Genomic DNA, 10,906 nt, shown 5'->3' with positions numbered 1-10,906 from the left:
CACCAATGCGACGCAATCCGGCAATAGCGCCGGTTGCGTCTGGCCCACGGGGCGATCCCCCCTCATCCCGCTGGGCCGGCCGCCCGGGGCGTCCCCCCGCCCTGGGCGGCCCCTCACTCACGAACTTGAGGTCTTTTCGCATGCGAGCATCACGAGTCATCTCCGCCGTCGATTCCCACACCGAGGGCATGCCGACCAGGGTCGTCACGGGTGGGGTCGGGGTCATCCCCGGCGCCACGATGAACGACAAGCGGCTGTACGTGCAGGAGCATCGCGACGACCTGCGGACGTTCCTGATGCGGGAGCCCCGCGGGCACTCGGCGATGAGCGGCAGCATCCTCCAGCCGTCCACGCGCCCGGACGCCGACTTCGGCGTCCTGTACATCGAGGTCTCCGGTCTGCTGCCCATGTGCGGACACGGGACGATCGGCACGGCGACGGTGCTGGTCGAGACGGGCATGGTGGAGGTCCTCGAGCCGGAGACCGTCATTCGTCTCGATACTCCGGCGGGTCTTGTGATCGCTCGCGTCGAAGTGAGCGAAGGACGCGCTGTTAGCGTTACCATCGAGAATGTGCCCAGCTTCTGCGAACGCCTCGACGCCGTCGTCCCGGTGCCGGAACTCGGCATCGACGCGCTTCGCTACTCGCTGGCGTTCGGCGGGAACTACTACGCCATGGTCGACCTCGACGACGTCGACCTGCCCTTCGACCGGGCCCGCAAAGACGACATCATGCGCGCCGGTCTCGCGATCATGGACGCCATCAACACCCACGACGCGCCCAAGCATCCGACCATCGAGGGTGTCGACCACGTGCACCACGTCGAGTTCATCGCACCCGGCTCCACCGCCGCCCACTCGCGCCACGCGATGGCGATCTACCCTGGCTGGTTCGACCGGTCACCCTGCGGCACCGGCACCTCCGCACGCATGGCCGAGCTGCATGCCAGAGGTGAGCTCCCACTGCACACCGACTTCGTCAACGAGTCGTTCATCGGCACGAGCTTCACCGGCCAGCTCATCGACGAAGTCCGGGTCGGCGACAGGCCGGCCGTGATCCCGACCATCACCGGCCGCGCGTGGATCACCGGCATGGGCCAGTACATGCTCGACCCGACAGACCCCTTCCCGGCTGGATTCGAATTCTAGATTGGACTCATCGATGAGCACACCCACCCCGCATACCAGCGACGCCGAGCTCGAGCAGATCCTCGCGGCAGCCGCCGTGGCCGCCCCCCTCTGGGCGGCGACCCCACCCACGGAGCGCGCCACCGCCCTCATCGCGATCGCCGACGCGCTCGACGCCGCGGCGGGGGAGCTCATCCCCATCGGCATGCGGGAGACGGGGCTTGCGCAGGCGCGGCTCACGGGCGAGCTGAAGCGCACGACCGTGCAGCTCCGCCTCTTCGCCGACGTCATCCGCGACGGCTCGTACCTCGACGTCCGCCTCGACGAGGCCGACCCGGACTTCGTGCTCGGCCCACGGCCTGACGTGCGCCGGATGCTCGTGCCGGTGGGAGTCGCCGTCAACTTCTCCGCATCGAACTTCCCCTTCGCCTTCTCCGTGGCCGGTGGCGACTCCGCCGCCGCGCTCGCGGCGGGATGCGCGCTCATCGTGAAGGGGCACTCGGGGCACCCGGAGCTGTCCGTGGCCACGGCCCGCGTCGTCGAGGGAGCTCTTCGCGAGTGCGGCGCCCCCGATGGCGTCTTCGCGCTCGTGATCGGCCAGCAGGCCGGGGTCACCGTGCTCGAGGACAACCGCGTCGACGTCGGGACCTTCACCGGCTCGATCCGCGTGGGCCGCCTGCTCGCCGACAAGGCCGCGGCCCGCCCCCGCCCCATCCAGTTCTACGGCGAGCTCGGCAGCGTCAACCCCGTCTTCGTGACGGGGGCCGCGCTCGCGGAGCGCGGAGAGGAGATCGCTGCGGGCTACGCGGCGTCGGTCGCCGGTTCGGCAGGTCAGCTGTGCACGAAGCCCGGCTTCCTCTGGGTTCCCGCGACGGATGCGGCCGCCGAGCTGCAGCTGCGCGTCTCGCAGGCGGCCGAGCAGGCCCCCGAGCACCGGCTCCTCAACCCGAGCATCGGCCGCGCGTACCTCGAACGTCGGGCGGACGTGCTCGACGCGGACGGTGTGCGGGTCGTCGCCGAAGGTGCTGTGCGCAGCGATGACGACGGCAACGTGTGGGCGACGCCGACGATCGTGGCCGTGCCGGCGAGCAAGCTCGCGGCGGGCGACGAGACGCTGCTCGACGAGGTCTTCGGGCCGTTCTCGGTCATCGTCGAGTACGAGGACGAGACGTCGCTCGCGCCGAGTCTCGACGAGCTCTACGTCGGCAACCTCACGGGCACGGTGCACGCCGCCGCCGGTGAGCAGTCGCCAGCGCTCTCCGCGCTCGTCGCGGGGCTCGCGAGGAAGACGGGGCGAGTGCTCTTCGGCGGCTGGCCGACCGGCGTTGCCGTCACGCCCGCCATGCAGCACGGCGGGCCGTACCCGGCGACGTCGAACGACACCTCCACGTCGGTCGGCACCGCATCCATCTCCCGCTTCCTGCGCGGTGTCGCCTACCAGGGTGCGCCGCAGGAGGCGCTCCCGGAGCCGCTGCAGGACGCGAACCCGTGGGGTGTGCCGCAGCAGCGGGCCGCCGCGGGTCAGTCGGCCACCTGGGGCGCTCAGGGCTGAGCTCTCGGGGGTGACTGAGCTCTCGGGGCGTCCTTGGCGGCCAGGCGCGAACGCAGCGTCGGCGCCGAGGGTGCTGCGGCAGGTTCGCTGAGGCGGCCGCGCCTGCGCAGCTCGGGAACCACGTGCTCGACGAAGTCCTCGAGCGAGCCGGGCAGGAGGGCCGGGGTCACGACGAAGCCGTCAGCCGCCCCGGCATCCTGCCACTCGCACAGCTCGTCGGCGATGTCGGCGCCGCTGCCGAGCGGGGACGGCGTGAGCTGGTCGAGCGACTGGCGCAGGGCGAGGTCGCGGACGGTGAGGCCCTCCCTTGCGGAGACGGCCGCGAGCATGTCCTCGAAGCCATCGCTTCCCGTCGCGCCCCGGTGCGCGGCGAGGAAGCCTTCGGCGTCCCCGTCGAGTCGCAGTGTCGCGGCGTCAGCGTGCATGAGCCGCGCAAGCGAGCGCACGGCCGAGGCTTCGTCGATGTGCGCGAGGAGCGAGTCGCGGACGCCGACTGCATCGATACGCGTCGATCCAGCGATCGGCTGGATCGCAGCGCACACGCGGAGCTCGTCCGGATCACGCCCCGCGAGTCTGGCCCGCTCGCGAAGCTCGGTGCGCACCGCCCGGTTGCCGTCGATGCCGTCGGCCGCGACGAAGACCAGCTCCGCCCACTTCGCGGCGAACTGCATGCCGCGCGGCGAGGTTCCCGCCTGCATGAGCACCGGATGTCCCTGGGGGCTCCTCGGGAGGCTCAGCGGGCCGGGTGCCGCCGCACGTTCTCGCGGCGCCGGAGTGCGCGAGACGAGGCTCGGGTCGGCGAACACGCCGCTCCGGGCGTCCTGCACCAGCGCAGCCGGATCCCACGTGCCCATGAGCTCGAGCACCTGCGCCACGACGCGGTCGGCGCGGTCGTAGCGCTGCCCCTTGGGTGGGATGCGGTCGAGGCCGAGGTTGCGCGCCTCGGCATCCGTCGTCGAGGTCACGATGTTCCAGGCCACGCGCCCCGCGGAGAGGTGGTCGAGGCTCGAGAGCGTCCGCGCTATGGCGTACGGCGGCAGGAACGTGGTCGACACGGTCGCCCCGAGTCCGATGCTCCGCGTCGCCCCGATGACGGCGCTCAGCACGGTGATGGGGTCGAGCGTCACGGCTCCCTTGCCGCCGCTGGCGAGGGTCGTCGCGACGTCGCCGAGGGCGTCTTCCGGGATCGCGAGCGCGTCTGGCAGGAACATGAGGTCGAAGCCGCCGCCCTCGAGGAGTCGCGCGATCTCGATGTACGAGCTGGCGCGCAGCCAGTCGCCGTTCGAGTCCGGGTGGCGCCAAGCGGCAGCGTAGCGCTGGGTCGGCGGGTTGACCATCCCGACGAGCGTGAGCCGACGCGTGCTGTTCTCAGACAAGCGACAGCCCCGTTCCCGCGGCGATGCCGAGCGTGGCCGCGAGTGCGAACGCGCAGAGTACGACGATGGTGAGTGCTGCGTCGCGGGCATCGAGCGCGACCGGGCGCCAGACGGTGCGGGGACCCGCTCCGAGGCCTCGCGACTCGAGGGCCTGGGCGATGCGCTCACCGGAGCGGATCGAGACGACGAGCAGCGAGAACGCGGCAGCGCCGAACGCGGTGATCCCGGTGCGCGGCGTGCCGTCTCGTCCGAGCGGCGCCCGGACGGCCTGCGCGGCGCGGATGCTCTGCCACTCGCTCGGCAGGAGCTGCAGGAGGCGGAATCCGGCGAGCAGGGCGTACGCGAAGCGGGGGCTGAGCCTGGCGTGCTGTGTGAGGCTCGTCATGAGGTCACGGGGTGGAGTGCTCGCGATGAACGCGATCGACAGCATGCCGATGACCGTCGTGCGCAGCGCCAGGGCGAACCCGATGGCGAGGCCCTCGCTGGTCACCCGAACCGGCAGGCCTTCGAGGATCTCGCTCCCTGGACGGCTGAGCGCGTTGACCATGACCAGGCCGACCCCGAACGCGACGAAGGGGACCGATGCGGTGAGCAGTCTTCCTGGGGTGAGCCTCGTCGTCGTCAGCACGGCGATGATCGCGAGCACGGTCAGCAGGCCAAGGGTCAGTGGGTTCAGGATGAACAGCGTCGCGAGCGAGCAGGCGAACAGCACCGCGAGCTTGACGGTGGGGTTGCGGCGCTCGAGCGCGGGGCTCATGCCGCGACCCGTGTCGCGGCGTCGTCGAGCTCGCGCAGGATCGCGCGCGCCCGCTCGGCGGGGAAGCGCCGCGCCTGGAGCCAGCTCAGCAGCGGCGTTCGCTCGAGGCCCGCTGCGGCGAGGAGGCCCTCGTTCTTGAGGAGCTCGAACGGCGTCGTCTCGGCGATGAGCCCGCCTTCGGCGAGGACCAGCACCCGGTCGGCGTACGTGCAGACGGCACGCAGCTCGTGGCTGGAGAAGAGCACGCCGCAGCCGCTGCGCGCGGTGCGATCGAGGGCGTGCATCGCGGCGATGCTCGAACGGCGGTCGAGGCCGAAGCTGGGCTCGTCGGCGAGGAGGAATGGCCGGTCGTGGGCGAGCATGGCGGCGATGCTCACCCGCCGCTGCTGCCCGCCCGAGAGGCGGAACGGGCTGTGGTCGAGATGCGCCGAGAGGTCAAAGCGGGTGACCAGCTCGGCGACGCGCTCCGCGTCATCCGCTCCGAGGCCGTGCTCGATCTCGCGCCGCACGGTCGGCTGGGAGAACTGGTGCTCCGGGTTCTGGAAGATGAGGCCGGGGCGGGGGCCATGCACCTGGCCCGAGCGGGGCCGAGCGAGACCCGCGAGCGTTCGCAGCAGGCTCGACTTCCCGCATCCGTTGCGGCCGAGGAGCGCCACGACCTCGCCCGCTCTGAGCTGGAAGCTCACGCCTTGGAGGATCGCCTCCGAGGCGTTCTTGGCGCGAGTGCGCTTCGGTGCCCCGCCAGCGACGACGTCGAGGCTGTCGACGCTGAGGGCCTCCGCCTCGCGGGTCGGTGCCGAGGGCGCCACTGCGGCCGTCCCGGCCTCCGCGCGCGCACCGAGCGCGGCGACCCGGTCCGCTACCTCGTCGTTCGCGAGTCCGCCCTCGAGGCCGGTGAGCGCGGCGAGCTCCGCGTCGAGCGGCAGCCAGCATCCGGCCTCCTGCAGGGTCGCCGCGTGCTCGACCAGGACCCGCGCGGTCGGGCCGTCGTGCGCGATGACGCCACCGCGCGCAATCACGACCGTGCGTCCCGGGAGTCCCGCGATGCCGCGCGCTCCCGCGTACTCGTCCAGCCGGTGCTCGACGAGCACGATCGTGGATGCTCGTGCAGAGGCCGCGTCGACCGCCTTGCGCACCGACGAGATTCCCGCAGGGTCGAGCATCGAGGTGGGCTCGTCGAGCACCAGGACACGGGGCTCCGTGACGATGGCCGCGGCGAGGGCCACGCGCTGGGTCTCACCGCCCGAGAGCGTCGCCGTGCGACGGCCGGCGAGTACCCCCGCGCCGACGAGGTCGAGGGCCGCGCGCACCGCTGGCCCCATCGCCTCGGGAGCCCAGGCGTGGTTCTCGAGCGGGAACGCGATCTCGTCGGCGACGTCGGGGAGGCACACCGAGGAGCTCGGGTTCTGCGCGACGACGGAGAGGTGCCTGGAGAGGCGCGGCACGTCCGATTCCTGCGTCTCCACCCCGCAGATGCGGATGCGCCCGCTGACCTGGGCGGGGACGGTATGGGGGATGACCCCGCTGAGCGCCTGCAGCAGCGTCGACTTGCCCGCCCCAGACGGCCCGATGACGAGCACGTGCTCGCCCGGCGCCACGCGCAGATCCACTGGCCCGAGCCCGTCTCCAGAGGAGTGGATCGCCTCGAAACCGACCGCCTCGATGTCAAGGCTCGAGATATCGGCGCTCGAGCTGTCAGACCGCACGGCGAACGGCGAGCGGCTTCGAGTCCTGCACGATCGCGAAGTTGTCGAGCACGCCGGTGCGCACGAGCGAATCGACGATGAGCTTCGCGAGCAGGCCGCCGAGGATGATGCCAGAGGCGAGCTGGATGCCGAAGCGCAGGAACAGGATCTCCTGGCCGTACCAGCCCGAGCGGAACGCCGAGTAGAAGAACACGAGGCCCGCGCCGAGCGCGCCGGAGATCGCATACCGCAGCCACCCGTACTTCCGGTACCGGCCGAGCGCGAACGGCAGCTCGCTGCCGATGCCCTGGATGGCGGCGGCGACGAAGAGCAGGGGGCCGACGGCCGAGCCGAGGAACACGACCTCGATGACGGAGGCGAGCACCTCCGCGATGACGCCGACGAAAGGCCGGCGGATGATGGCGATCGCGATGGGCGCGACGAGCAGCCAGCCGCCGAAGAGGAAGTGCTGGGCGAGGTCGCCAGCCGGCCCCATCGCGATGGAGAGCGCAGTCCACGCCTGCACGAGCGCCCAGTACAGGAAGCCGAAGACCGTGCCGAGCACGACCATGAGCACGATGTCCCGCAGCTTGAGGCTCATGCGCGAGCCTCGGCTGCTGTGTCGATGGCTGAGTCTGCCTGGCCGCGCGCATGACTGGGGCTGTTCAGGGAGATCGTGAGGTGGCTCGTCACGTGCTGCACGTGCGCCCCGACCCCCGCCCAAGCGACCGCGACCGTCTCGAGCACGCGCCCGAGGTCGCCGCTGAGCTTCGTCACGAAATGCTCGGAGGCCACGAACGTGCCGCTCGCCTTCGCCGTCTCGATGGCCGCGTAGATCTCGCGCATGTGGTCGGGCGTCCGCTCTGCCGAGCCCGCATCCTCGAGGGGGTAGAGCGCCCACTCCGCGCTCGCGAAGCTCCCAGACCTCCGTCCGCGGGGCGCGTCCACTCGCCTGGGGCCGGCGCCTCCCGGCAGATCGCAGACGGCCTCGCCGGGGCAGCCGCGAGACAGCAGCACCTGGATGGAGGCGTGCAGTCCCGTCGCCGCGATGTGCTGCGAGAGGTCGGTGAGCCAGCTCAGCAGTGACTGCTCGTCGCCGCCCGCGTAGGTGCTCACGTCGCCCGTCTCGAGCACGAGGCCGGAAGAGTCGGCGGCGTCGAGTGCGGCGAGGATCACGTCGACGTAGCGGTCGGACATGACCGAGACGGTGACTCGTGCGCCCACCCCGAATGCGAGCGGGTCTTGGGTGATGGTTTCCATGTGCGTGCCTTCCGTCGGAGCGTGACGGCACGGGTGAGTTGACTCCCTTCGCTGGCATTACCCAGATCAGGTTCAACGGTCGGAGTTCGAGTACTCCCTCTCAGCCCGACTCATCGGGCTCCCGTGCACGGCCACACTGTAGCCCCGGCGCCGTCCGCGCCTAGCTTCCTGCGCTCGTGAAGACCACGTGATTGCCTTCCGGGTCGAGCACCTGGAGGATCTGGAAGTGAGTGGCGTCTTCGATTCCACCGTGCTCGATCCTGGCCGCGTCGAGCCGTTCGGCGACACCGGCGAGGTCGTCCTCGGTGAACACCACCGTGGATCTGCCCGAGCGGCTCGAGTCGGCCCAGAGCTGCAGGCCGGCCTCGCTTGTGAAGTGCCACTCCAGAAGACCCGGCATCGGATTCTCGTCGGGGCCGCGCCCGAAGAGCCTGCCGTAATATTCCGTAGCCTGAGCCAGGTCGGACACGGTGATCTGCGCAAGTACGCCCTTGATAGCCATGCCCCGATGATGCTCGACGTCGGTGCGAGGAGCCTCCACGAACATGTCGCCACGTTGCGACGCGTAACGGGGCGCGTCAGGTGCCGTGGCCTCGCCGCGTGGCGCCACCTAGCGTCAGATCATGACGAACCCACACCGAATCCACCTCGGCGTCGCACTCGATGGCGCCGGCATCCACCCGGCCGCCTGGCGGGAGCCGGGCGCCCGTCCGGACGAGCTCTTCACGCCCGACTACTGGGTGGGGCTCGTCCAGCTCGCCGAGCAGGGGCTCCTCGACTTCGCGACCATCGAGGACTCGCTGACGCTGCAGTCGTCCGAGCGGCTGCACGACGACGATCGCACCGACGAGGTCCGGGGACGACTGGATGCGCTGCTCATCGCCTCGCGGGTAGCCCCCGTGACCCACAGCATCGGTCTCATCCCGACGGTCACGACCACGCACACCGAGCCCTTCCACGTCTCCAAGGCTGTCGCGACGCTCGACTACACGAGCGAGGGCCGCGCCGGCTGGCAGGCTCGACTCTCGATCGGGTCGGACCACACGCACTTCGGGCGCCGCGACCCGGCGGAGTTCCTGGAGACCCTCGAGCGTGCTTCGACCGCGGACATCGGCGACCTCTTCGCCGAGGCCAACGACTTCGTGGAGGTCGTGCGCAGGCTCTGGGACAGCTGGGAGGACGACGCGGAGATCCGCGACGCCTCCACGGACCGCTTCCTCGACGCCGCGAAGGTGCACCGCGTCGAGTTCGAGGGCAGATGGTTCAGCGTGCGCGGCCCGTCGATCACGCCGCGGCCGCCGCAGGGGCAGCCCGTGGTCGCCTCCCTCGGGCACGCCCAGGTGCCGTACGAGTTCGCCGCCGCGAGCTCCGATCTGCTCTTCGTCACCCCGTCGGATGTCGCCTCGGCCGTGAGCATCCTGTCGGAGGTGCGGGCCGCCGAGCAGAACGTGGGCCGTGCCGGCGAGCCGCTCTCCGTCTACGTCGACGTGGCGGTATTCCTCGACGGGCCCGAGGAGACCGGGGCTGCTCGTCTCGCTCGCCTCGACGCGAAGGGCCGCACGCTGGAGCAGCCGCCCGCGGTGTTCGCCGGTTCGGCCTCCGAGCTCGTCGAGCACTTCGAGACGCTCTCGGCGCTCGGCTACGACGGCTTCCGCCTGCACCCCGGGGTCGTGACGGACGATCTTCCCCGCATCGTCGCCGACGTCGTTCCCCTCCTCCAGCAGAAGGGGCTCTTCCGGGAGCGCTACGAAGCGCGTTCCCTGCGGGGCCTCCTCGGCCTGCCGACCACCGTCCCGAACCGCTACGCCGCCGTCTAGGCCCGACTCGATCAGGAGATCATCGTGACCAAGAAGCAGATCATCCTCGCCGCCTACGTCGGCGGAGTCAACGAGCACACCCTCTGGGAGCACCCGGATGCCGGGAGCCAGATCGAGTTCTCGACGTTCAAGCACGCCGCCCAGAAGGCCGAGGCGGGGAAGTTCGACTACTTCTTCCTCGCCGAGGGGCTCGCGCTGCGCTCGCGGCGCGGCGAGATCTTCGACCACGACATCGCGGGTCGCCCCGATACCATTCCCGTGCTTGCCGCCATCGCCGCGGTCACCGAGCACATCGGGCTCGTGGGCACGATCAACGCCACCTTCAACGAGCCGTTCGAGCTCGCGCGCCAGTTCGCCAGCCTCGATCATCTGTCCGGCGGGCGGGCGGGCTGGAACGTGGTCACGTCGTTCGACGCGTTCACCGGTGCCAACTTCCGACGCGGCGGCTTCCTTCCGCACGCCGAGCGCTACGAGCGGGCAGAGCAGACGGTCAACACGGTCAGGGAGCTGTGGGATTCCTGGTCGGCGGATGCGATCGTCGCCGACAAGGAGTCTGGCCAGTTCCTGGACTCCGCCGAGGAGGGACGCTTCGACGTCTCGACGAGTCAGTTCGACATCAGCGGTCGCTTCACGGTTCCCCGCAGTCCGCAGGGCAGGCCGATCATCGTGCAGGCGGGCATCTCGCCGCAGGGTCGCGACTTCGCGGCCGCCAACGCCGACGTCATCTTCTCCCCGTACTCGCGCCTCGAGGAGGCACGAGACTTCTACGCCGACATCAAGGGTCGGGTCGAGGGCTTCGGCCGCAACCGGGACTTCTCGGAGATCGACTTCGATGGTCCGCTGCCCGACTTCGACCCGGATGGGGAGAGCGCGCCCATCATCGAGGGCCGCGCCTTCACCTATGGTGACCGCCTCGCGACCGTGCGCAGGTGGCGCGAGAAGGCGGCGGAGAACGGCTGGAGCATCCGCGAGTTCGCGCGCCACGAGCTCGGCGGTGTGCGGTACGTCGGAACGGCGTCCCAGGTCGCCGAGGAGATCGACGACTTCGTGCAGAACGAGGGCTCGGACGGGCTGGTCATCGGCTCGCATCTCACGCCGGGCGGCATCGACGAGTTCGTGGACCACGTCGTGCCGATCCTCCAGGAGCGCGGCTCGCTTCGCGAGGAGTACACGGGGACGACGCTGCGGGAGAACCTCGGCATCCCCGTGCCCGAGCGAGGAACGCGCGCACCTTCGGCCTTCGCGCACTGACCCGGAACCTGCCCGAGGAGAAGAGGTGGGCGTCGGAGTTGAGCTCCGACGCCCACCTCTTCGCTGTCCGGCTGCGTGCGC

At 70.7% G+C, this 10,906-nt stretch carries 10 protein-coding genes and 1 riboswitch; of the genes, 4 read left to right on the top strand and 6 right to left on the bottom strand.

Annotated elements, in window-relative coordinates:
* Positions 1–140: 140 nt before the first annotated feature.
* Entirely contained in the window at positions 141–1,148 is a 1,008-nt protein-coding gene (locus tag C5E06_RS14045) for a proline racemase family protein (protein ID WP_104307220.1), read from the top strand.
* A gap of 13 nt (positions 1,149–1,161) precedes the next feature.
* Positions 1,162–2,679, top strand: coding sequence for an aldehyde dehydrogenase family protein (locus tag C5E06_RS14040; protein WP_104307311.1), 1,518 nt, complete (start codon positions 1,162–1,164; stop codon positions 2,677–2,679).
* Here the strand turns inward: C5E06_RS14040 and C5E06_RS14035 are convergent.
* The 6 genes from C5E06_RS14035 to C5E06_RS14010 form a co-directional block, all read right to left on the bottom strand.
* Positions 2,670–4,055 (bottom strand): NtaA/DmoA family FMN-dependent monooxygenase, encoded by a 1,386-nt coding sequence (locus tag C5E06_RS14035; RefSeq protein WP_258067622.1) that lies wholly within the window; start codon positions 4,053–4,055, stop codon positions 2,670–2,672. The genes C5E06_RS14040 and C5E06_RS14035 overlap by 10 nt on opposite strands.
* Entirely contained in the window at positions 4,048–4,812 is a 765-nt protein-coding gene (locus C5E06_RS14030) for an energy-coupling factor transporter transmembrane protein EcfT (protein ID WP_104307218.1), read from the bottom strand. The genes C5E06_RS14035 and C5E06_RS14030 overlap by 8 nt, the downstream gene beginning before the upstream one ends.
* Entirely contained in the window at positions 4,809–6,518 is a 1,710-nt protein-coding gene (locus tag C5E06_RS14025) for an ABC transporter ATP-binding protein (RefSeq protein WP_181062984.1), read from the bottom strand. Before C5E06_RS14025 ends, C5E06_RS14030 begins: the two co-directional genes overlap by 4 nt.
* Positions 6,508–7,098: an ECF transporter S component gene (locus C5E06_RS14020; protein WP_104307216.1), complete on the bottom strand. Its 591-nt coding sequence runs from the start codon at positions 7,096–7,098 to the stop codon at positions 6,508–6,510. The genes C5E06_RS14025 and C5E06_RS14020 overlap by 11 nt, the downstream gene beginning before the upstream one ends.
* Positions 7,095–7,757 carry a YkoF family thiamine/hydroxymethylpyrimidine-binding protein gene (locus tag C5E06_RS14015; RefSeq protein ID WP_104307215.1) on the bottom strand — a complete coding sequence of 221 codons (663 nt, stop codon included), beginning with the start codon at positions 7,755–7,757 and terminating at the stop codon, positions 7,095–7,097. The genes C5E06_RS14020 and C5E06_RS14015 overlap by 4 nt, the downstream gene beginning before the upstream one ends.
* A gap of 25 nt (positions 7,758–7,782) precedes the next feature.
* Positions 7,783–7,892: riboswitch (TPP riboswitch) on the bottom strand.
* A gap of 25 nt (positions 7,893–7,917) precedes the next feature.
* Positions 7,918–8,259 carry a VOC family protein gene (locus C5E06_RS14010; protein WP_104242817.1) on the bottom strand — a complete coding sequence of 114 codons (342 nt, stop codon included), beginning with the start codon at positions 8,257–8,259 and terminating at the stop codon, positions 7,918–7,920.
* A 121-nt stretch (positions 8,260–8,380) separates the two neighbouring features.
* Between C5E06_RS14010 and C5E06_RS14005 the strand changes: the two genes are divergently transcribed.
* Positions 8,381–9,574, top strand: coding sequence for an LLM class flavin-dependent oxidoreductase (locus C5E06_RS14005; protein WP_104307214.1), 1,194 nt, complete (start codon positions 8,381–8,383; stop codon positions 9,572–9,574).
* Positions 9,575–9,598: 24 nt separating this feature from the next.
* Entirely contained in the window at positions 9,599–10,825 is a 1,227-nt protein-coding gene (locus C5E06_RS14000) for an NtaA/DmoA family FMN-dependent monooxygenase (protein WP_308471431.1), read from the top strand.
* The last annotated feature ends 81 nt before the right edge of the window (positions 10,826–10,906 follow it).

The sequence above is a fragment of the Pseudoclavibacter sp. RFBI5 genome, assembly GCF_002931395.1.
Lineage (GTDB): Bacteria > Actinomycetota > Actinomycetes > Actinomycetales > Microbacteriaceae > Pseudoclavibacter.
The sequence above is the reverse complement of the archived record's forward strand: the minus strand, read 5'-3'. Positions and strand labels throughout refer to the sequence as shown.

What these genes read in the sequence shown, in the direction of transcription:
- C5E06_RS14020 (WP_104307216.1), bottom strand. Translation starts at nt 7,098, where the DNA reads ATGAGCCTCAAGCTGCGGGACATCGTGCTCATGGTCGTGCTCGGCACG.
- C5E06_RS14010 (WP_104242817.1), bottom strand. Translation starts at nt 8,259, where the DNA reads ATGGCTATCAAGGGCGTACTTGCGCAGATCACCGTGTCCGACCTGGCT.
- C5E06_RS14045 (WP_104307220.1), top strand. Translation starts at nt 141, where the DNA reads ATGCGAGCATCACGAGTCATCTCCGCCGTCGATTCCCACACCGAGGGC.
- C5E06_RS14005 (WP_104307214.1), top strand. Translation starts at nt 8,381, where the DNA reads ATGACGAACCCACACCGAATCCACCTCGGCGTCGCACTCGATGGCGCC.
- C5E06_RS14030 (WP_104307218.1), bottom strand. Translation starts at nt 4,812, where the DNA reads ATGAGCCCCGCGCTCGAGCGCCGCAACCCCACCGTCAAGCTCGCGGTG.
- C5E06_RS14040 (WP_104307311.1), top strand. Translation starts at nt 1,162, where the DNA reads ATGAGCACACCCACCCCGCATACCAGCGACGCCGAGCTCGAGCAGATC.
- C5E06_RS14015 (WP_104307215.1), bottom strand. Translation starts at nt 7,757, where the DNA reads ATGGAAACCATCACCCAAGACCCGCTCGCATTCGGGGTGGGCGCACGA.